This window comes from Halomicrococcus pelagicus, from assembly GCF_051917725.1.
Taxonomy (GTDB): domain Archaea; phylum Halobacteriota; class Halobacteria; order Halobacteriales; family Haladaptataceae; genus Halomicrococcus.
Genome location: NZ_JBQBLX010000005.1, coordinates 257,543 through 277,963, shown reverse-complemented (window position 1 = coordinate 277,963; position 20,421 = coordinate 257,543). Strand labels below are relative to the sequence as shown.

26 protein-coding genes and 2 tRNA genes are annotated in these 20,421 nt (G+C 65.5%); 17 read left to right on the top strand and 11 right to left on the bottom strand.

What is annotated here, in order from left to right:
- Position 1 precedes the first annotated feature (1 nt).
- The 16 genes from ACTF4R_RS15405 (at position 2) to ACTF4R_RS15330 (ending at position 8,467) form a co-directional block, all read left to right on the top strand.
- Positions 2–748, top strand: a complete 747-nt coding sequence (locus tag ACTF4R_RS15405; protein ID WP_113277461.1) for a DNA-directed RNA polymerase subunit D — start codon at positions 2–4, stop codon at positions 746–748.
- Positions 749–919: 171 nt separating this feature from the next.
- A tRNA-Leu gene (locus tag ACTF4R_RS15400) sits at positions 920–1,004 on the top strand.
- A 30-nt stretch (positions 1,005–1,034) separates the two neighbouring features.
- Positions 1,035–1,388 carry a 50S ribosomal protein L18e gene (locus ACTF4R_RS15395; protein WP_113277460.1) on the top strand — a complete coding sequence of 118 codons (354 nt, stop codon included), beginning with the start codon at positions 1,035–1,037 and terminating at the stop codon, positions 1,386–1,388.
- Positions 1,385–1,822 (top strand): 50S ribosomal protein L13, encoded by a 438-nt coding sequence (locus tag ACTF4R_RS15390; RefSeq protein WP_113277459.1) that lies wholly within the window; start codon positions 1,385–1,387, stop codon positions 1,820–1,822. The genes ACTF4R_RS15395 and ACTF4R_RS15390 overlap by 4 nt, the downstream gene beginning before the upstream one ends.
- Positions 1,816–2,211 carry a 30S ribosomal protein S9 gene (locus tag ACTF4R_RS15385; protein WP_113277458.1) on the top strand — a complete coding sequence of 132 codons (396 nt, stop codon included), beginning with the start codon at positions 1,816–1,818 and terminating at the stop codon, positions 2,209–2,211. The genes ACTF4R_RS15390 and ACTF4R_RS15385 overlap by 7 nt, the downstream gene beginning before the upstream one ends.
- A gap of 12 nt (positions 2,212–2,223) precedes the next feature.
- Positions 2,224–2,424 (top strand): DNA-directed RNA polymerase subunit N, encoded by a 201-nt coding sequence (locus tag ACTF4R_RS15380; protein WP_433628107.1) that lies wholly within the window; start codon positions 2,224–2,226, stop codon positions 2,422–2,424.
- On the top strand, positions 2,424–2,603 hold the full coding sequence (locus ACTF4R_RS15375; RefSeq protein WP_113277456.1) for a DNA-directed RNA polymerase subunit K: 180 nt from the start codon (positions 2,424–2,426) through the stop codon (positions 2,601–2,603). The genes ACTF4R_RS15380 and ACTF4R_RS15375 overlap by 1 nt, the downstream gene beginning before the upstream one ends.
- The gene (gene eno, locus ACTF4R_RS15370; protein ID WP_440008763.1) at positions 2,600–3,805 is read left to right on the top strand and encodes a phosphopyruvate hydratase; all 1,206 of its coding nucleotides are present in this window, start codon (positions 2,600–2,602) and stop codon (positions 3,803–3,805) included. Before ACTF4R_RS15375 ends, eno begins: the two co-directional genes overlap by 4 nt.
- On the top strand, positions 3,802–4,590 hold the full coding sequence (rpsB, locus tag ACTF4R_RS15365) for a 30S ribosomal protein S2 (RefSeq protein WP_433628113.1): 789 nt from the start codon (positions 3,802–3,804) through the stop codon (positions 4,588–4,590). The genes eno and rpsB overlap by 4 nt, the downstream gene beginning before the upstream one ends.
- 103 nt (positions 4,591–4,693) lie before the next feature.
- Positions 4,694–5,683 (top strand): mevalonate kinase, encoded by a 990-nt coding sequence (gene mvk / locus ACTF4R_RS15360; protein WP_440008762.1) that lies wholly within the window; start codon positions 4,694–4,696, stop codon positions 5,681–5,683.
- Entirely contained in the window at positions 5,680–6,414 is a 735-nt protein-coding gene (locus ACTF4R_RS15355) for an isopentenyl phosphate kinase (RefSeq protein ID WP_440008761.1), read from the top strand. Before mvk ends, ACTF4R_RS15355 begins: the two co-directional genes overlap by 4 nt.
- Before the next feature lie 81 nt (positions 6,415–6,495).
- Positions 6,496–7,062: a hypoxanthine/guanine phosphoribosyltransferase gene (gene hpt, locus ACTF4R_RS15350; protein WP_433628121.1), complete on the top strand. Its 567-nt coding sequence runs from the start codon at positions 6,496–6,498 to the stop codon at positions 7,060–7,062.
- A 3-nt stretch (positions 7,063–7,065) separates the two neighbouring features.
- Positions 7,066–7,383, top strand: coding sequence for a hypothetical protein (locus ACTF4R_RS15345; protein ID WP_440008760.1), 318 nt, complete (start codon positions 7,066–7,068; stop codon positions 7,381–7,383).
- Positions 7,384–7,465: 82 nt separating this feature from the next.
- Positions 7,466–7,717, top strand: a complete 252-nt coding sequence (locus ACTF4R_RS15340; protein ID WP_440008759.1) for a hypothetical protein — start codon at positions 7,466–7,468, stop codon at positions 7,715–7,717.
- A gap of 1 nt (position 7,718) precedes the next feature.
- Entirely contained in the window at positions 7,719–8,246 is a 528-nt protein-coding gene (locus ACTF4R_RS15335) for a hypothetical protein (RefSeq protein WP_440008758.1), read from the top strand.
- Positions 8,247–8,254: 8 nt separating this feature from the next.
- Entirely contained in the window at positions 8,255–8,467 is a 213-nt protein-coding gene (locus ACTF4R_RS15330) for a hypothetical protein (RefSeq protein ID WP_440008757.1), read from the top strand.
- On the opposite strand, the gene ACTF4R_RS15325 is transcribed toward ACTF4R_RS15330, so the two are convergent.
- The 11 genes from ACTF4R_RS15325 to ACTF4R_RS15275 all read right to left on the bottom strand — a co-directional run bounded on the left by ACTF4R_RS15325 (position 8,464) and on the right by ACTF4R_RS15275 (position 18,029).
- A complete protein-coding gene (locus ACTF4R_RS15325; RefSeq protein WP_433628134.1) occupies positions 8,464–8,721 on the bottom strand; it encodes a hypothetical protein in 258 nt (85 codons plus the stop codon). The two genes, ACTF4R_RS15330 and ACTF4R_RS15325, sit on opposite strands and share 4 nt — an antisense overlap.
- A gap of 40 nt (positions 8,722–8,761) precedes the next feature.
- The gene (locus tag ACTF4R_RS15320) at positions 8,762–9,205 is read right to left on the bottom strand and encodes a hypothetical protein (RefSeq protein ID WP_440008756.1); all 444 of its coding nucleotides are present in this window, start codon (positions 9,203–9,205) and stop codon (positions 8,762–8,764) included.
- Entirely contained in the window at positions 9,202–9,696 is a 495-nt protein-coding gene (locus tag ACTF4R_RS15315) for a hypothetical protein (RefSeq protein ID WP_440008755.1), read from the bottom strand. The genes ACTF4R_RS15320 and ACTF4R_RS15315 overlap by 4 nt, the downstream gene beginning before the upstream one ends.
- Before the next feature lie 212 nt (positions 9,697–9,908).
- Positions 9,909–11,282 (bottom strand): ABC transporter ATP-binding protein, encoded by a 1,374-nt coding sequence (locus ACTF4R_RS15310; RefSeq protein WP_440008754.1) that lies wholly within the window; start codon positions 11,280–11,282, stop codon positions 9,909–9,911.
- Positions 11,255–12,403, bottom strand: a complete 1,149-nt coding sequence (locus tag ACTF4R_RS15305; protein WP_440008753.1) for an ABC transporter ATP-binding protein — start codon at positions 12,401–12,403, stop codon at positions 11,255–11,257. The genes ACTF4R_RS15310 and ACTF4R_RS15305 overlap by 28 nt, the downstream gene beginning before the upstream one ends.
- Positions 12,404–12,405: 2 nt before the next feature.
- Complete coding sequence (locus tag ACTF4R_RS15300) at positions 12,406–13,353, bottom strand: ABC transporter permease (protein ID WP_440008752.1); 948 nt, start codon at positions 13,351–13,353, stop codon at positions 12,406–12,408.
- Complete coding sequence (locus tag ACTF4R_RS15295) at positions 13,354–14,343, bottom strand: ABC transporter permease (RefSeq protein ID WP_433628148.1); 990 nt, start codon at positions 14,341–14,343, stop codon at positions 13,354–13,356.
- 163 nt (positions 14,344–14,506) lie between these two features.
- A complete protein-coding gene (locus ACTF4R_RS15290) occupies positions 14,507–16,564 on the bottom strand; it encodes an ABC transporter substrate-binding protein (protein WP_440008751.1) in 2,058 nt (685 codons plus the stop codon).
- Positions 16,565–16,703: 139 nt separating this feature from the next.
- Positions 16,704–16,979 (bottom strand): hypothetical protein, encoded by a 276-nt coding sequence (locus ACTF4R_RS15285; protein ID WP_440008750.1) that lies wholly within the window; start codon positions 16,977–16,979, stop codon positions 16,704–16,706.
- Between the two features lie 112 nt (positions 16,980–17,091).
- A complete protein-coding gene (locus ACTF4R_RS15280; protein WP_440008749.1) occupies positions 17,092–17,784 on the bottom strand; it encodes a type 1 glutamine amidotransferase domain-containing protein in 693 nt (230 codons plus the stop codon).
- A 170-nt stretch (positions 17,785–17,954) separates the two neighbouring features.
- Positions 17,955–18,029 (bottom strand) — tRNA-Met (locus tag ACTF4R_RS15275).
- Between the two features lie 142 nt (positions 18,030–18,171).
- On the opposite strand from ACTF4R_RS15275, the gene ACTF4R_RS15270 reads away from it, so the two are divergent.
- Positions 18,172–20,421: a DUF2298 domain-containing protein gene (locus ACTF4R_RS15270; protein WP_440008748.1), complete on the top strand. Its 2,250-nt coding sequence runs from the start codon at positions 18,172–18,174 to the stop codon at positions 20,419–20,421.

The window sequence follows — 20,421 nt, the reverse complement described above, 5'->3', positions numbered from 1 at the left end:
CATGAGCGAAGACTTCGACGTAGAGTTCATCGACCGCGGCGACCGCGAGGCGCGGTTCCTCGTCCGCAACGTCTCGCCGGCGTTCGCCAACGGCATCCGGCGGGCGATCATCGCGGACGTGCCGACGATGGCCATCGACACCATCCGGGTCATCGAGAACTCGTCGGTCATGTTCGACGAGCAGATTGGACTCCGCCTCGGTCTCGTGCCGCTGACCACGCCGGTCGGCGAGTTCGAGGAGGGTGACACGGTGACCCTGAGTCTCGACGTGTCGGGGCCGGGCACCGCGTTCTCGGGCGATCTCATCAGTTCCGACGAGATGGTCCAGCCCGCGGACGACAACGTCCCCATCATCGACCTCAAGGACGACCAGCGCCTCGAGCTCGAGGCCGACGCCGTGCTCTCGACCGGCAAGGACCACGCCAAGCACCAGGGTGGCATCGCGGTCGGCTACCGCCACCTGCAGCGCGTCGAAGTCGTCGGCGACCGCGAGGAGTACGAGGAAGAGGAGACCCAGATTCTTCGCGGCGTCATCGAAGACGACGGCGAACTCGTCCCGACGGAGGAGTTCGACCACGACCTCACGAACCGGTATCCCGGCAAGGAGGTCGAGGTCCACGACGTGCCGAGCGCGTTCGTGTTCGACGTCGAGACGGACGGGTCGCTGTCCATCGAGGACCTCGTGCTGGAAGCGGTCGACACGATAGAAGCGCGCGCAGACGAACTGGAAGAAGCAATTCAACTATAGCAATGACTGGCCCTTCGAACCTCCCTGACGCGTCCGCCACTCGCGAAGTGGCAACTGCCGACCGTCGTCGGACCGGAACTCTCGACGGCGGAAATCGGCAGACCGAAAGTGGTTTGAAGGGTCGCCTGCAACAGTGTGATACCCGCGAGGGTGCGCACGTGTTCTCAGCGTGCAGGGATAGCCAAGTCAGGCCAACGGCGCAGCGTTCAGGGCGCTGTCTCGTAGGAGTCCGCAGGTTCAAATCCTGCTCCCTGCACTTCAGCTCTTATTACAAGGAGGAAGTAGCATGAGCAAGACGAATCCGAGGCTCACTAGTCTTATCGCCGAACTCAAGTCGGTTTCCCGCGATTCGGAGGCCGACGTGTGGAGCGACGTTGCAGAGCGCCTCGAGAAACCACGGAGCACGCACGCAGAGGTCAACCTGGGTCGCATCGAGCGATACGCCCAGGAGGACGAGACCGTCGTCGTGCCCGGCAAGGTTCTCGGAAGCGGTGCGCTCCAGAAGGACGTCACGGTCGCCGCAGTCGACTTCTCTTCGAGCGCGGAGACGAAGATCGAGCAGGCGAACGGTGAGCCCATCGAACTCGAACAGGCAGTCGAACAGAACCCCAGCGGCGCGAACGTACGGGTGATTCGATGAGTATCGCGGAATTCGACGCGGACGTCGTCGTCGACGCCCGGGACTGTATTCTCGGACGCGTGGCGAGTCAGGTCGCACAGAAGGCGATGGACGGCCAGAAGGTCGCCGTCGTCAACGCCGAGGACGCGGTCATCACGGGCAGCGAAGAAGACGTGATGTCCACGTTCCGCAAGCGAGTCGACCTCGGCTCCGACAGCGGACCGTACTACCCGAAGCGACCGGACATGATATTCAAGCGCTCGATTCGCGGCATGCTTCCGTACAAGCAGGACCGCGGGCGAGAGGCCTTCGAGAACGTCCGGGTCTACGTCGGCAATCCGTTCGACGAGGACGCCGACGTCCTCGACGACACGTCGCTGGACCGACTCTCGAACATCCGCTTCGTCCAGCTGGGCGAAGTCAGCGAAAACCTGGGTGCTAACGTCACATGGTAACGAACACGAGCGGCAAGAAGAAGACGGCCATCGCCCGCGCGACGGTTACCGAGGGCGAGGGTCGGGTGCGCATCAACTCCCAGCCAGTGGAACTGGTCGAACCGGAGATGGCTCGCCTGAAGATGCTGGAACCGTTCCGCATCGCCGAAGACGAGCGCGAGAGCGTCGACGTCGACGTCGACGTCTCCGGTGGCGGCATCAGCGGTCAGGCCGACGCGGTCCGGACCGCCATCGCCCGCGGTATCGTCCAGCACTCCGGCGACGCCGAACTCCGCGACGCGTTCATGGAGTTCGACCGGTCGCTGCTGGTGAACGACGTTCGCCAGTCCGAACCCAAGAAGTGGGGCGGTCCCGGCGCTCGGGCCCGCTACCAGAAGTCCTACCGCTAAGGTGATTCAAACATGATGGTACCAGTTCGGTGTTTCACGTGCGGCAAGGTCGTCGGTGAACACTGGCAGGAGTACAAGGCGCGCGCCGAGACGAAGGAAGGCAACGAGGACCCCGAGAAGGTACTCGACGACCTCGGCGTCGAGCGCCAGTGCTGTCGGCGGATGCTCGTCTCGCACAAGGACCTCGTCGACATCGTGGCACCCTATCAGTGATGGCCCAGCAACGTTACTCCCGGTACGAGAAGGCGCGCATCATCGGGGCACGAGCCCTGCAAGTGTCGTACGGCGCACCGGTGCTCATCGACACGGACGAGTCACAGCCCATCCTCATCGCGGCCGAGGAGTACGACGCCGGCGTCCTACCGTTCACCGTGCGGCGGGAGGGGAAATGACCCTCGTCGAGAGCGTCCGTCTCCGGCAGGTGCTCGACTCGCGTGGCAACGCGACCGTCGAGGCCGACGTCGTCACCCAGAGCGGCGGGTTCGGCCGCGCGGCCGCACCGAGCGGTGCCAGCACGGGCGAGTACGAGGCCATCGAACTCGACCCCGGCGAGGCCATCGCCGCCGCGCGCGAACGCGCGGTGCCACGACTCGAAGGGACGGTGTACGTCGGCGACCAGCGCGACGTGGACCGCACCCTGCGCGCGGCCGACGGAACGGACAACTTCTCCGAGATAGGCGCGAACAGCGCCGTCGCCATCAGCATGGCGGCCGCGAAGGCGGCTGCCGACGTGCTCGGTGCACCACTGTACCAGCATCTCGGCGGCGCGTTCCGGGGCGAGAACTTCCCCGTCCCGCTCGGCAACGTCATCGGCGGTGGCGAGCACGCGGCGGACGCGACGTCCATCCAGGAGTTCCTCGCCGCGCCGGTCGGCGCACCGAACGTCAAGGACGCCGTGTTCGCCAACGCCGCGGTTCACCAGGAGGTCGCGGACCTCCTGGACGAGCGCGGCGTCGCCGCCGGCAAGGGCGACGAAGGCGCGTGGGCACCGTCCATCGACGACGCCGACGCGTTCGAACTGATGGAGGAGGCCGTCGACGCCGTCTCCGAGGAGTTCGGCTTCGACATCCGATTCGGCCTCGACGTGGCCGCAGCGGAACTCTACGAGGACGGCGAGTACCACTACGACGGCGAGACGCGGTCGACCGACGAGCAGATCGAGTACGTCGCCGACCTGGTCGACGAGTACGACCTCGCGTACGTCGAGGACCCCCTCGACGAGAACGACTACGAGGGGTTCGCCGAACTCACCGACCGGGTGGGCGACCGGACGCTGATCTGCGGCGACGACCTGTTCGTCACCAACACCGAGCGCCTCTCGGACGGCATCGAGCAGGGCGCGGCCAACTCCATCCTGATCAAGCCGAACCAGATCGGGACGCTGTCGGACGCCGTCGACGCCGTCGAACTCGCGGTCGAGAACGGGTACGACCCGGTCATCTCCCATCGCAGCGGCGAGACGGAGGATACGACCATCGCACACCTCGCCGTCGCCACCGACGCGCCGTTCATCAAGACGGGTGCGGTCGGCGGTGAACGAACAGCCAAACTGAACGAACTCATCCGCATCGAGCAGAACGCATCACGATTATGAGCGACAACGAATCCGAACAGGTAGACGAATCGGACGATCTCGACGCCGCCGAGGAGGAGATCGACGCCGAGCCTACGGGCGAGTCGGGCGCGGAGCCCGAAGTCGACCCCGACGAGGACGTCGGCGCGCAGGCGGACGAAGAGACCGAGACAGAAGAGGCCGACGACGGCCCCCGACTGGACGAGGACGTGCTCGGCGACGAGGAGGCCGACCTCCTCATCCCCGTCGAGGACTACCTCGGCGCCGGTGTCCACATCGGCACCCAGCAGAAGACCCAGGACATGGAGCGGTTCATCCACCGCGTCCGGACCGACGGCCTCTACGTCCTCGACGTGAGCAGGACGGACGGCCGCATCCGCACGGCGGCCGACTTCCTGGCGAACTACGACCCCGAGCAGATTCTCGTCACGAGTTCGCGCCAGTACGGTCGCTTCCCGGCGGAGAAGTTCGCGGACGCGGTCGGCGCGCGCGCTCGCACGGGCCGGTTCATCCCCGGCACGCTGACGAACCCGAAGTACGACGGCTACATCGAGCCGGACGTCCTGGTCGTCACCGACCCCATCGGCGACGCCCAGGCGGTCAAGGAGGCCATCACGGTCGGCATCCCCGTCATCGCGATGTGCGACTCCAACAACAACACGAGCAACGTCGACCTCGTCGTCCCGACGAACAACAAGGGGCGCAAGGCGCTGTCGGTCGTCTACTGGCTGCTGGCCAACGAGACGCTCGACCGCCGCGGAGCCGAACCCGCCTACTCGCTCGACGACTTCGAGAGCGGAATTTAACGCCTGTATTCGGGCTGTTTTCGATTTTCTCACGCCGGCGAGACGGTAGTCGACCGCGAGTCGTTCGAAAAAAGTGATACCCCCGGCTCACCGAGAGTAGGACATGACAGTCTCCAGCGCCCCGGGGAAGGTGTACCTCTTCGGGGAACACGCCGTCGTCTACGGCGAGCCAGCGGTCCCCTGTGCCATCGAACGCCGGGCGACGGTGTCGGTCGAACAGCGCGACGACGACCGACTGCGCGTCCACGCCGAGGACCTGAGTCTCGACGGCTTCACGGTCGAGTACAGTAGCGACGCCGACGCGACGCCGGACGTGGACGCGTCGGAGTCGCTGGTGCGGGCGGGAGTGGGGTACGTCGACGCCGCGGTCTCGCAGGCGCGAGAGGCGGCCGACGCTCCCGACGCCGGCTTCGACATCACCATCGAGAGCGCCATCCCGCTCGGCGCGGGACTCGGCTCCTCGGCGGCGGTGACCGTCGCCGGCATCGACGCGGCGACGCGCGAACTCGGCGTGGAGCTTCCCGCGACGGAGTTGGCCGACCGCGCCTACCGGGCGGAGCTCGCGGTCCAGGACGGCGAGGCGTCCCGCGCCGACACGTTCTGCTCCGCGACGGGCGGCGCGGTCCGCGTCGAGGGCGACGACTGCCGGGCCATCGAGGCTCCCGACCTTCCCATCGTCGTCGGCTTCGACGGTGGCGCGGGCGACACCGGCGAACTCGTCGCCGGCGTGCGCGCGCTCCGCGAGGAGTACGACTTCGCCGCCGACACGGTCGAGAGCATCGGCGACGTCGTGCGCCGCGGCGAGGACGTGCTCGCGGACGGCGACCTCGAGGAGCTCGGTCGCCTGATGAGCTTCAACCACGGCCTGCTTGAGGCGCTCGGCGTCTCGTCGCGCTCGCTGGACAACATGGTCTGGGCGGCCCGCGACGCCGGCGCGCTCGGCGCGAAGCTGACGGGGGCGGGCGGCGGCGGCTGCATCGTCGCGCTCGACCCGACGGACGAGACGAAGACGGCGCTGCAGTTCACGCCCGGCTGCGAGGAGGCGTTCCGCGCCGAACTCGACACGGAGGGCGTGCGCGCGGAGGAACCATGAACGTCCTCAAGCTCGGCGGCAGCGTCATCACCGAGAAGGACCGGGCGGACACTCTGGACGGCGAGGCGCTGGACCGCGCGGCGGACGCCATCGCGGACGCCGACCTCGCCGACCTCGTCGTCGTCCACGGCGGCGGAAGCTTCGGCCACCACCACGCCAGCCAGCACGGCGTCTCGAAGACCGAGGGGAGCAGCGACGCCGGGGCCGTGGTCGACGTCCACGGCGCGATGAAGACGCTGAACGAGTTCGTGCTCGCGCGCCTGCACGACCGAGGGGTGCCGGCGGTGCCGGTGCATCCCTTCTCGGCGGCCCACCGCGATGCCGACGGGACGCTTACGCTCCCCACCGGACAGGTCGCGACGATGCTCGACGAGGGGTTCGTTCCCGTGCTCCACGGCGACGTGGTCGCCCACGCGGGCGAGGGAGTCACCGTCGTCAGCGGCGACGAACTCTCCGTCTCGCTCGCCCGACGGCTCGACGCCGACCGCGTCGGGTTCTGCTCGACGGTGCCTGGCGTGCTCGACGCGAACGACGCCGTCGTCCCGAGCATCGACGACTACGACGAGGTCGCCGACGTGCTCGGCGACAGCGACGCGACGGACGTGACCGGCGGCATGGCCGGGAAGGTACGGGCGCTGCTCGCGCTGGAGACGCCGGCCGCGATATTCGGCCCGGACGACCTCGGCGCGTTCCTCTCGGGCGAGTCGCCGGGGACGCGCGTCGAGGGCTGACCGGTCGAGGGGGGCGACGCCGGCGACGGTGGGTGAATCGCGATACCGGCATCTTTTTCCTGTGGGTCGAATACCCCCAACATGGACCAACTGAAGCAGTCCCTGCTCGAAGCTCCCATCATCGAGAAAGACGGCTACCACTACTTCGTCCATCCTATCAGCGACGGAATCCCCGTTCTCGAACCCAGTCTCCTGCGCGAGATAGTCATCAAGATCATCCGCAAGGTCGACCTGGAGAACGTCGACAAGATAGTGACGCCCGCGGCGATGGGCATCCACATCTCCACCGCCGTCTCGCTGATGACCGACATCCCGCTGGTCGTCATCCGCAAGCGAAAGTACGGACTGGAGGGCGAGGTGGCGCTCTCCCAGCAGACCGGCTACTCCGAGAACGAGATGTACATCAACAACGTCAACGAGGGCGACCGCGTGCTCGTGCTCGACGACGTGCTCAGCACCGGCGGGACGATGAAGGCCGTCACCGAGGCACTGGAGTACATCGGTGCCGACGTGGTCGACATCGTCGCCGTCATCAAGAAGGTCGGCGAGAACGAACTCGACGACTCCGACTACGACGTGAAGACGCTCGTCAACGTCGACGTGGTCGACGGCGAGGTCGTCATCGTGGACGACCAGGGCGACGGCTGAACGATGCTGTCGAGACAGTTCCTGGCGATGCTCTCGACGACGACGCTCGTCGCCGGCGCGCTTCTCGTCGGCGACGCGCTCCACGGGTCCATCGTCACGCAGCAGTACGGCGTCACGTCGCCCGGAGCCGTCCTCCGGTTTTTCCCCGGTCTCGCGCTCATCGGGGTCGGCTATCGACTCAAGGCGCACAACGACGCGTTCGTCGAGGAGCACTTCTCCGGCCGGGACGAGTCCGGCGGGTCCGAGGCGGAGTTCGACGAGCGGATGTCGCCGCTGGACGACGAGGGTCTCGACAACCTGCAGCGACGAGACGAGGAGTGAGACCGCTGCCGACGGTCGGTCTGCGACCGTCGTCCGGGGAACGTTGCAGAAGTTTTAAGCTTGCACCATTGTACCACAAACCATGGCGCTTCGAAACTCCGTTCCGAAACGGCTACGGGGTCCAATAGGGTTCGCGTCGATAATCGTCGCGATTCTGGGTATCGTCGTCGGTTACATCTTCGTGATGTTCGGCATCACGCTGTACTTCGACATGAACGCGCTGCCGAAGTCAGCGATTACCCCGACCGAGTCCTTCATCGTCATCGGAACTGGCCTTCTCTCGCTGCTCGTCGGCTACGTCGGCTGGCGCGGATTCAACCACTTCGCCTACTGACATGGACGTACGGAACCACCCCGACGCTCCCGACCGGGACGCGCTCCAGGATATCGTCGTCGAACCGGTGGCGCGTGAGGAGATCCGGTCCCGCCGCGCGGACGGTGAGGTGCTCGTCGAAGACGACGTCCGCGAGCGCGAGGACCTGAACGTCGTCGCCCAGTTGAGCGGCCGGCCCGACGCCAGCGAGAGCGAAAACATCGGGGTCGCGCTGTACCGACTCGTCCAGCTTTTCGGAACGCCCCAGTTCCCGGAGTACGAAGCCGGCGGGGACATCAGCTGGCGAACCGACGACACGTTCAAATACCTCCTGCGAGCCACCCACCGGGGCGACCAGGCAGAGATTCCCGACGAGTGGCTCATGACCGTCTACGACACGCACGTCCGCCTCGGCGCGAGCGTCGCCGAGTGGCGCGACGAGGACGCGTCGTTCACCGCCGACGCGAAACTGGCGCTGACGACGTTCGCCCTCGCCCAGCGGCTCGCGGTCGACCCCGTCGAGTGCGTCTGGGAAGAGGTTCTGTACTGAGTTCCAGCATGGAGGATTTCCGTCGGCGACTGTACGAGTGGCTCGCAGACGAGTCGACCCGAACCGTGATACTGTTCGTCGTCGCCGTCCTCTTCGGGGGCGGAAGCCTCGCGATGTTCCTCCAGGGCGGAACGGGATCGCCGACGCGGCTGGAGTTCGTGCTCCTCGTCGCGGCGATGTTCGTCGTCTTCTACGCCACGCTCCGCAGTAGCTCCTTTTAGCGCGTGAGCAGGTGCATCACCACGAACGCCGCCGCGATGCTCGCGACGAGCAGGCCGCCGAACACGGGGACGATGGTCGTCTCTCCGTAGAGGCCGTACCAGTGTCCGCCGTACGCCGCCAGAATCAACGTCGGGACCGAGAGGACGTAGAACAGCGAAGAGACGTAACTGGCGAGCGTCGGGTCGTCGCCGTGATTCGCGTACGTGCCGCGCTCGCGAACCGACCGCTCGCGCCGGGGAGTGTCTTTCGCCACGAGGGAAGCTTAGCAGGACCGAGATAAAACGTTCACGGTCTCACAGGTACGCTTCGACGGTGACCGCGGCGAGGTACGCCCCGAAGAACGTCGCGGTGAAGACGAGGAACGCTGCAGTCACGGCCTCGCCGGCGAGTTTCGGGAGCAGTATCTCACGGGCGCCCGACGAGTACGGCGCCATCCACAGGGGGGTGATCCACGCCGCGACGATGGTGGCTCCGCCGGAGAAGTAGCCGACGAGGCCGATGCGGATGCTCTCGCGCAAGGTCTTCGACAGGAGATGGGCGAACACGCCGGACAGCATCGTGATGACGAGAAGCAGCGTCGGGTCGACGCTCACGGCCATCAGGTCGGACATGTTGTAGACGAACGACGACATCCCGGCGACGAGGCCCGTCCCGACGCCTTTCAGCAGGCTGGCGGCGACGCTCCAGGACCGCCGACCGGTGTGCTCTCCAGACCACTCGGTCGCGCTCTCTGTCATCGTTTCCCCCCGCCACTGTCGACGTCTACGTCTACCGTTCGGTCGGCGATGGTTCCGCGGAGCTTACCGCTGTACCGGAATCCGCGGTCGTCGGTACCCTGCCGGACGCGCTCTTCGTACCCGTCCCGAATGCCGATTCCGAGGGTGACGGTCCTCGTTTCGCCGGCGGGAACGACCGTCCGCTGGAACGGCGTCGTCGTTCCGTCGGAGACGCGCGCGTCGCCGTCGTAGACGTGCACCAGGGCGGCCGAGACGCTGATAGCGCGGTGGGTCGGATTGTGAATCTGGAACGCGACGGCGAGCGTCCGACCGTCGTCGGTGACCCGAGCGTCGGTCGCGGTCACGTCGACGTTGTCCGCGTTCGTCACCGCTGCGTGGCCCAGCATGGTCGGCACGAACAACCAGACCGTGACGAGGCTCACGAGGACGAAGACGAAAACGAGGAGAGGTCGCTCGGGGCGGAGGACCGAACGGGCAGTGCTCGCTGACATAGGGTCGAGCCAACGTTTGTCTATCAACAAGGTAAGGCTTTCCTTCGGGCGATTCGTCCGCCGCAACCGGCGAGTGGAGAGTCCGCTCCCGTCGCCGTCGAGTTCGGGACCGTCGGGTCGAACCTGGCAGCGGCGACAACGGGCGTCGGGAGAAACTCCGTCGAGCGCGCGGCGTTCCCACGTTTCGTCCGCCGAAAAATTCCGGGAAGCCGTCAGTCGGACGGGTCGGGGGCTACGCGCTCGGCGCTCGACGCGGACTCACCGTAGAGGTGGCAGGCGGTGCGCTGGGTGCCCGCCTCTCGGAGGTCCGGGTGTTCCTGTTCGCAGATCGTCTGGAACTCGCGGTCGAGCTGCTGTTCTGCGTCCTCGTCGTTCCCCTCGACGAGGTCGCGGGCAGCCGACCGGACCGCGTTCTCGGCCTGTCGGGGGAGTTCGAGGCTGTCCACGTCGATGGTCGTCGACGTCTCCGTCGCGACGCGGTGTTCCTCGGGGACCTCCAGCGCGAGACCGTGTGAGAGCAACTCGTCGACGACCGTCCGCTGGTCGGCCGTCTCGGGGTCGGGGTCGACGTCCTCGACCGTGAGCTGTCCGGTCTGGACCTTGCGCTTGAACTGGAACGCGCGGCGGAACGCCTCCTGGCTCCCGGTCCAGTCGTCCGGCGGGATTATCTTCGCACACCGCGGATGGAACCGACAGCCACTCGGCGGGTTCCGCGGGTCGGGGACCTCCCCGGTGACGTTCGCCCGCTGGCGCTCCGCGTACGCGTCGACCTCCGGGACGGCGTCGAACAGCGCCTCCGTGTAGGGGTGTTTCGGGTTCGTCACCACGTCGTCGGTCGGTCCCTGCTCGATGATGTCGCCGAGGTACATGATGGCCGTCCGGTTGCACATGTACCGGATGAGCGAGAGGTCGTGGCTGATGAACACGTAGGTCAGGCCGTACTCGTCCTGGAGTTCCTTCATCAGGTTCAGCACGCCCGCCCGGATGGACACGTCGAGCATCGAGACCGGTTCGTCGCAGACGACGAAGTCCGGGTTGACGACGAGCGCCCGGGCGATGGCGACCCGCTGTCGCTCGCCGCCCGACAGCTCCTTCGGGAACTCGTTCAAGTACGCCTCCGCCGGCGCGAGCCCCACGTCGTTGAGCACCTCGATGACGCGCTCCCGGCGGCCCTGGTAGGAGTCGCCCATGTCGTTGATCTTCAGCGGTTCGACCACCGACTGGAACACCGTCATCCGCGGGTTCAGGCTCTCGAAGGGGTCCTGGAATATCATCTGGACCCGCTGGCGGAACACCTTCTCGTCCTCGCTCGACAGCTCCGTGATGTCCCGACCGTCGAACCGCACCGACCCCTTCGTGGGTTCGTACAGTTTCACCAGCAGTTTGCCGAGGGTGGTCTTCCCACACCCGGACTCGCCGGCGATGCCCATGATGTCTCCCTCGTTGATGGTGAGGTCGACGTCCTCGACCGCCCGGACGGGATTCGGCTCGCGACCGAGCAGTTGGTCGACGACGCCCTGGGACAGGCCGAACAGCTTCGAAACGTTCTCGACTTCTATCAGTGGCTCTGAGTCACTCGTTCCCATGTTTCCTCCTTTCCTGCGTCAGTTCGCATCTCGTCGAGTTCGTCGACCCGGTAGCAGGCCGAGCGATGCGCGCGTACTTCGTCCGATTCGCTGCGTCTTCCGGCTTCGGCCCGCTCGACGTCGTACATCGGTGGATGGGCCGTGTGGCACTCGTCGACGACGAACGGACACCGGTTCGCGAACCGGCAGCCGTCGCTCGGGTCGAGCAGCGTCGGCGGCGTCCCCGGAATCGAGATGAGGTCCTGGTCCGCCTGTGCCACCGTCGGGAAGGAGTTCTTCAACCCCAGCGTGTAGGGGTTCGCGGTCTCTTCCAGCACCGCCTCCTTCGGACCGCTCTCCATTATTTTCCCCCCGTACATCACGGCGAGTTTGTCACAGATTTCGGCCATGACGCTGATGTCGTGGCTGACGACGAGGATGGAGACGCCGAACTCCTCCTGCAGTTCCTCGAGTTCTTCGAGGATGCGGTCCTGGATGATGACGTCCAGCGCGGTCGTCGGCTCGTCAGCGATGAGCAGGTCCGGATTGCACGCCATCGACATGGCGATGACGGCCCGCTGTTTCATGCCGCCGCTGAACTGGTGGGCGTAGTCGTCCGCGCGCTCGGGTTCGATGCCGACCCGTTCGAGCAGGTCGCGCGCCCGGGCGTCGGCCTCCTCGCGCGTCGTCTCCGGTTCGTGTCGCAGGATGGCTTCGACGATCTGGTCGCCGACCTTGTACACCGGGTTGAGGGCGTTCATCGCGCTCTGGGGAATTAACGCGATGTTCCGCCACCGGAGGTCGCGTATCTGCTGGTCGTCGAGTTTGGCGAGGTCGGTCATCCCGTCCTCGCGCACCGGATACCGGTCGCCGTCGATTATCTCCTGACGCGGTTCGCCGCGGTCGTTCTCCCACTGCGGAAGCGTCGCGTCGAACCAGATCTCGCCGCTCTCGACGTACCCGTTCGAGTCGAGGAGATGCATCAGCGATTTCGCCAGCGTGGTCTTTCCACACCCCGACTCGCCGACGAGACCGTACGTCTCGCCGTAATCGACGCCGAACTCGACGCCGTCGACGGCGTGGACCTGTTTTTCGCCCGCGTCGTACCGAACGTGAAGGTCGTTTACCTCTAGCAGTGTCATGGTTAGTCCTGTGGATTGACGACGTCCTCGATAGAGAACCCGATGAAGTAGAACGCCGCTGCGAGGGCCGTAATCGCCAGCCCCGGCGGGATGAGCCACCACGGCGCGGAGTAGATCATGTTGTGTGCCTTGACGCTCTCGATCATGGTACCCCAGGAGATCTTGGTGAAATCGGCAAGTCCGAGATACGCCAGCGACGCCTGCGCGATGATCGCCGCTGCCGCGTCCTGGGCGAGGTAGACGAACGCCAGCGGCACGACGTTCGGCATGATGTGTCTGAACACGATGCGCGTGTCGCTCGCGCCCGCGACCTGCGCGGACTCGACGTAGGCCCGTTCCTTCAGCGAGAGCGTCTCTCCGCGGATGAGGATGCAGTTGTTCAGCCAGGAGGTGATGGCGATGCCGAGGATGATGTTGGTCGTACTGATGCCCCGGATGGCGACGAGGACGATGAGGAACGGCAGGAACGGCATGCCGTACATCACGTCGACGATGCGCTGGATCGCCTCGTCGATCCAGGTGTCGCCGTAGAATCCGCTGATGAGTCCGAGCGGGACGCCGACCAGACTGGAGAGCAGACCCGCCGCGAACCCGATGTACAGCGCGTCCTTGGTGGCGTACACGATGAGCGTGAAGACCCCCTGTCCGGCCTCGTTCGTCCCGAGCGGAGCGAAGAACGGGTCCCCGAACGCCGGCGGGTGGGGCAGCACTGCGTCGGACGGCATGTATCCGTTGGTGTACCCGATGTACGCCTGCCACTCGGTCCGGTGGGGGGCGAAGACGGACGGGAACAGCGCCCAGAGGATGTACATCACCATGATGGCCAGCCCGATGACGCCCATCTTGTGACGGGTGTACCGGTCCCATCCTCGGCGGAATCGTTCTATGCGCGGTTCCCAGCGTTCCTTTATCGAACTGAAGCTCGAAGCCTGCTCGGATTGCGTTGACATCTATGATTCCTCCCCGAACTTGATCCGCGGATCCAGATACGTGTACACGATGTCGGTCAGCAGGCGGGCCGCGACGATGAGCACGGCCAGCATGAAGAACGCCGCCTGTGCGACGGCGTAGTCCTGCCGGAAGACGGCACTGACGATCAGCTGTCCGATACCGGGCCAGCTGAAGACCTGTTCGATGAGGACGCTGCCGTCGATGAGGAACGCCAGACCGACGATGGCCTGCGTCGTTACCGGAATGAGAGCGTTCCGAGCCGCGTGTTTCATCATCACCGTCCGTTCGCTGAGCCCTTTCGCCTGCGCCAGGAACACGTAATCCTGGCTGGTGACGTTGTTCATCGACGGTCGCATGATCAGCATCGCGCCGACCCAGCCGACGAACGAGATGCTCAAGAGCGGTAACGCGATGTGGTGCAAGATGTTCGTCATCGCTGTTACCGCCGTCCACTCGAAGTTGGGGAACTGGTCGAGCATGTACGTGCTCTTGAGCCACCCCAGTTCGAACTTGAACAGCCAGATGAACAGCCACGCGATCCAGAACGCCGGCATGGAGTACATCGTCAGACCGGTAGCGAAGACGCTCTTGTCCTTGAAGGTCCCGCGCCACCAGCCGAGATACATGCCCACGAGCGGACCGACGGTGTACGCGATGACGAACCCCGCGCCGAACAGGATAATCGTCCGCGGGAACCGCCGGACGATGACGCTCCAGACCGACTGCTTGTAGATGTGCGACCGTCCGAAGTCCCCGGTCTGGTAGTTTATCATGAACTCGATGTACTGGCGCCACAGTGGTTCGTTGAGTCCCCACTGCTCCCGTAGCCGGTCGATCTGGGCGGGTTCCATCTCCGGCGTAATCATGTTCGTGATTATCGACCCCGGCATGCTCCTGATGAGCACGAACAGGATCGTCATGATCACGAGCAGGGTCAGGTAGGAGACGACCAGCCGCTTTCCTAGATACCGTGCGCTAATGCGTGTCATGGTTCGGCGTCGATTAGTTCCATTGTCTTGATTTCCATATCGCTTACTTTTGAGTGTCCATGCCGTGCATGGTACACATTCGTTATCAATGTAGTGATTCTCACGCAGTGTCACCAGCCGCAGCCGGGCGAAAAAAGACGAGCGCCGAGCGGAGACGGCGACGTTACTTCTTCACGTTCTTCTTCAGGTAGATGTTGTTGAGCTGGTCACTCCAGGTCGCGTAGCCGGGGTCGACGATGCCCTCGATGTAGCCGTCGAACTTCTGGGTGTTCATCGGCCAGCGGTACTTCGCGTAGTCCCAGACCATGTACGGCTGGTCCAGGTAGACCTTCTCGATGGCCTTCGCCCACTTCTTGTTGCGCTTTTTCGGTTCCATCTCCTTCTGCGCGGAGTCGAGCAGGTCGTCGGCGCTGCCGCCGGAGACGCCGTAGCCGGTGGAGTTGTAGGCGGTCTTGTCCGTGTCGCCGCCCGCGTTCTCCGAGTGGAAGAACACGCGCATCGACGTCCCGAGCGGACTGGTGCCGCCCCAGCCCATCGGGTAGATGTCGAAGTCCTCCTGAACGTACGCCTTCGCCTTCATCGTGTTGAAGGCGATCGGCTTGGTCTTGGCCGGAATACCGACCTTCTTGAGGTTCGTGACCCACTGGTTGATGGCCTTCGCCTCCTTGGGCTTGTCGCCCGGCGGGTCGATGAGGACGGTAATCGCGTCGCCGTCCATCATCTCCGGGATGGTCTGGCCGTTCACGCGAATCTCCTTGTCGGCTCCCTGCTGGTCCCTGATGACCTGGGTCTGGGGCGAGCCGAAGCTGTAGTTGTGTTTGGCGCTCGACCTGCTCGCCTCGACGCCCGAGAACGTGCCGGGGAACTGCTGTCCGACGTAGTCGCCGGACCCGCTGATGACGTTTCCGTTCGTCAGGAAGTTCCGGATGCCCTGCACGTCGGGCTCTTTGCCCTGCTTTCTGCGGAAGTTGAACGCCTCCGTCTCGGGAGCTTCGAGCAGTTTGCCGTCCCAGACCGATTCCGGCCGGACGGCCTTGTACCCGGGCGCCTGGGCGTAGTCGCCCTTGATGACGAAGTTGTTCTTCTGTTTCTGCACCCAGAACTTGTCGTCGAAGAGGAACGCCATCGCCTGGCGGAGCGCCACGTCGTCGAGCGGCTGGCGGCGGCAGTTGTACCCGAGGTAGGTGAACCCGCTGTCGAACCCTTTCACGAGACCCATACCGGACTTGTTCCGGGCCTGGGGTATCTTCTCCACGCTGAGGCTCCCGTAGTGGGTGTCGATCTCACCGTTCAGGTAGGCCTGGGTCATCGGGGTCTTCCCGCCGTACACCTTGAAGTTCACCTTGTCGAGGAAGGGACCTCCGTGGATGACCGCGTCGTGGTTCTTCTTCCATTCGAGGCTGTTGAGGGCGTACGTGTTCTCCACGTAGTCACGTCGCGTCTCGAGCTGCATCGCCGTGTCCGGCTTGTACTTGACCAGTTTGGCCGGACCGGTCCCGACGGGACCCTCGTCCTGTTCTTCGACCGGGTTGTACTTCTGGTAGTCGACGTTCGACCAGATGTGCTTCGGGATGATGGGGGCGCCGGCGAGGATGGAGGACTCCCACGTTCCGATCTTCCCGGCCATCTTGATGTGGAGGTCCCAGTCGTTGCTGGCCTCTTCGACCTTGTTGAAGTAGTTCCAGACGGACCACTCGCCCGGCTGATTGTCGAGCTGGAACTGGTAGGAGAACAGGGTGTCCTCTATCGGCTTCCACTTCTCGCCGTCGTTCCACTCCAGGCCGTCCTTCCGAACGTTGGCGTAGATGTCCGGGTTCTCCGAGTCGGTGTTCTTCGCCGTCCAGTCGGTGAACACGCCCGGCTTGTACTCGAAGGTGACCGGGTCCTGGGTCAGACCGAAGTCGTAGATCGGGTCCAGGGCGACCGCGGAGTACACGCTGCCTGCGAGCATGTAGTTCGGGCTGTCCGGCGGCGTGGCCATCCCGTACCGAAGCGTACCGCCGGCCTCGATCTGGTCCGGACCGATGTCGTACCCGGACACTTCCGTCGTCTCGGTCCCGCCCGGGCCGTCACTGGTACCGTCAGTCCCGTCGTTGTCGTTGTTGTTATTGTTGTTGCCGGAACAACCAGCGAGCGAGAGCGCCACCGCACCAGCACCGCTCGCTTTCAGGAACTTCCGTCGGCTGTCGTCTGCACCACTTCCATTGCGTCGCCGTGGCATACCAAAGACTTGGCCAAGATGTATTTAAAACTACTGATTGACAGAAGGTTTTTATTTTTGTGAGTTCATAGAAGGCGAGAGTAGATATAGACCAATTTCGAGCGCGTACTCGAAACGAGCCGTCCTCTCGTAAGAAGCGTTATTCGCTTTCGCTAACCGCTTCCCGAGCCAGGACGCCGTAGTAGATGGTCCCAGCGCCCGCCATCGTTCCCAGCATGAGGTGCGACTCGGCGGACAGCATGCTCGCGTTGTCTCTCGCCCAGAAGATGCTCAACCCCGACCACAGGCTCGCAGTCCCGAATCCTGCCGTCAACAGCCACAGTCCGAGCGGTTTTCGTCCGGTGCGTAGCGCGACGACGCCGAACGTCATTACGATGCCGGCCAGTATCGCGAGCACGCCGCGAGTTCCTAGCACTGTGGATACCTCTCTCGTCCGTGAGAGGACCAATCGAATAAATCAAACGCTTCCCTCCGACGACGGCCGCCCTCGTCCGCGATTCGACGGAGGTCCGGGCGGCGTCCCGGGTCTACGCGGGCGTCTGAACGCCGAGCGCTTCGAGCAGCGTCACCGCTGCATCGTGCGACGACTCCGGACCCCGCCCCGTCAGGAGGTCGCCGTCCATCCGCACGCTCGTGTCGGCGTCGAGTTCCGCGTCCCAGTTCCCGCCCGCCGCCTTCACCTCGTCTTCGACGTAGTACGGGAGCTTTCGCCCGTCGGGCATCATGTCGTTCTCGTCGACGATGTCCGCTTCCCACTCGTTGGGGAACCCCGTGACGTCGCGGTCGTCGACCAGGAACTCGCCGTCGCTATCGCGGGCGAACGCGAGCAGACCGACGGCGTGACAGATGACGAGCGCCTTGCCGTCGTCGCCCTCGACGACGTTCCGGAGCAGTCGACGGGCGTGACGGTCCTGGTTGATGTCCCACACCGTGCCGTGGCCGCCGGGGAACACGACCGCGTCGTACATGTCCGCGGACGTCCTCGCGATCTGTGTCGGGTTCTGCAACCGCTGGTCGTTCTCGTGAACGTCGCGGACCCGCTCGGCCGTCTCCTCGCCGACGCTGTCGGGGTCGACGGAGCGTTCGTCGAGAACCGGCTTCTCCCCGGTGGGCGTCGCCACCGTTACGTCGACGTCCTCCTCGGACAGCGTCTCCAGCGGGTCGACGCACTCCTCTCCCCAGTACCCTTCCTCGCTCACGACGAACAGTACGGATGTCATCGCTTCCGGCTACTCCCCCACAGTCAATAAGGCGCGTGGCCACAGTCGCGTCGCTCGCAACCGGGTACCGACCGAACCGCCGGACGAGAACGGGTAACGAGGGTCCGAGCCGATACACAGGAACGAGTAACGGGGAAGTTTCGAGAGCGTGAAAACGTTCGCGGCAGGAGTAGCGGGAGGTAGATTTGAACTACCGATCTGCGGGTTATGAGCCCGCCGGAATCTCCTGGCTATCCCATCCCGCTACTACACCGTAGCGCGGTTTTGCAGTTAAGGGTTGTGATTCGAAGACCGCGTGGGAGTTCATCTCCCTGTCCGCTCGTCACTTCGCTGTAACGTTTCACGACCCAAAGACGTTTACCGCTCGGGCGCTCCACGCCCAACAGAATGGAGTACGCGCTCGTCGCTCTGTGGCTGGCGGCCTACTACGTCCTCGCGTTCGTCGGACTGCCGGTCGCTGCCGCGCTCTTCGCTCGCTTCCCCGGCCGGGGGGCGACCTACGCGCTCCCCGTCGCGCTGGGCTTCGTGACGCTTCTCACCTACTGGCTCGGACAGGTCGCGTTCACCACGCTGACCGTCGCCGTCGCGGTCGCCGTCTTCGCCGCCGTGTCGGTGTTCCTCGCACGCGACTACGACCTCGACGTCGGAGCCTACGCCGAGTCGATGGCCGTGTTCACGCTGGCGTTTCTCTTCCTCGTCGCGGTGCGGGCCGTCGACCCGGGCATCGTCCCCGGCGGCGGCGAGAAGTTCCTCGATTTCGGACTGATGAAGTCGCTCATGCGCGCGCCGGCGCTCCCGCCGGAGGACATGTGGTGGGCCGGCGAACCGGTCCTGTACTACTACGGCGGTATCCTCATGGCGACGGTGCTCACGAAGCTGACCGCGACGGCCCCGCGATTCGCCTTCAACCTCGCGCTGGCGGGGTTCTACGGGATGCTCGTCGTGACGGTCTACGGCCTCGCCGGTGCCGTCGCCGACCGTCGCGGTGCGTCTCCTCGGCTCGCGGGCGGCCTCGCCGCGTTCTTCGTCGCGTTCGCCAGCAACCTGTTCACGGTGACCCGACTCGTCGCGAACGTCCTCCCCGAATCGCTGGCTGCCTCCGTCGCCGGCGCGCTGGAGATGGACGAACCGCTCGCGCTCGCCCCGAGGGAGTTTCACTACTGGGACGCCAGCCGCGTCATCCCCGGCACCATCAACGAGTTTCCGCTGTTCGCGTACGTCAACGGCGACCTCCACGCTCACATGACGAGCCAGCCGTTCCTGCTCGTCGTCGCCGCGCTGGCGTGCGCGGTCTACCGGACGCCGCCCGAGAACCGCCGCCGTCGGCGGGCGCTCGTCTTCGGGGCGCTCCCCGTCGCGTGCGGTCTCGTCGCCACCATCAGCTTCTGGAGCTTTCCGACGACGCTCGGCGTCACGTGGCTCGCGCTGACGTTCGCGGACGGACATCCGCGAACGCTCGTCCCGGGCCGTTCCGCACGGGAGTCGGACGACCAGCTGGGGCGGGAACTCGACCGGACCGCGAGCGCCGCGGCAGTCACCGCTGTCGTCGGTGCGCTGGCGCTCGTCTGGGCGGGTCCGTTCGTGGTGAACATCCTGCTGGGTGCGGCGAGTTCCCGCGGCATCGGGTTCCTGCCGGACCGGAGCAGCTTCGTGGGACTGCTCGTCGTCCACGGCGCGTTCCTCGCCGTGTTCGCGCTGTATCTCGGCTCGCACGCGAAACGTCCCGTGACGGAGCGGGCCACGGCGGTCGGCGTCGCGGGCGCCGCGCTCCTCGCGGTCGGCTGGCAGGGGAACGTCGCCGCCGTCGTCCTCGTCGGTCCACTGCTCGTCGGCGGGTGGGCGCTGTTGCGTTCCGGGGCCGACCTCGACTTCGAGACGGTCCTGATCGTCGGCGGCGCGGGGCTGGTGCTCCTCGTCGAGTTCGTCTACGTGAAGGACAACGCCGTCGCGAGCCGGTTCAACACGGTGTTCAAGGTGTACATGCAGGTGTGGGTGCTCTGGGGGACCGCCGCCGGAATCGCGCTCGCCCGCCTCCTCTCCGCCCGCGGGCCGAAGTGGTCGGTCCCCGCCGTCCCGGTGTCCCGCCGGCAGGTCAGTGCGGTGCTCGCGGTCGTCCTCCTGCTCACCACCTCGGTGTACGGCGCGTTCGCCCTCGGCCAGCACGTCGGCTCGGAGCGCAACCGCGCCGACGACCCGACGCTCGACGGGAAGGCGTTCGTCTGGACGCACCACCCCACCGAGGCGGAGGCCATCGCGTGGATGGACGCGCGCGAGGGGCGACCGCACGTCGTCTCCGCGCCGGGCAAACCCTACCAGTGGGGGAGCCCCGTCGCCTCGCTGACCGGACTCCCGACGGTCGTCGGCTGGTACCAGGAAGGCATCTATCGCGGCCGGGACGCCTATCGCGAGCGCAAGCGAGACGTGGAGCTGATGTACACCGCCGGCTGGGAGACGCGCAAGCGTCTGCTCGACCGCTACGACGTGCGCTACGTCTACCTCGGCCCCCGCGAGCGCGACCGGTACGGGGACACCAACTTCGAGAAGTACCCCCACGTCCGGAAGGTCGGCCACTTCGACGCGGTCCGCATCTACGCGGTGAACCAGTCGGCCATCGAGGACGCCGGCGACCGCGGGTGA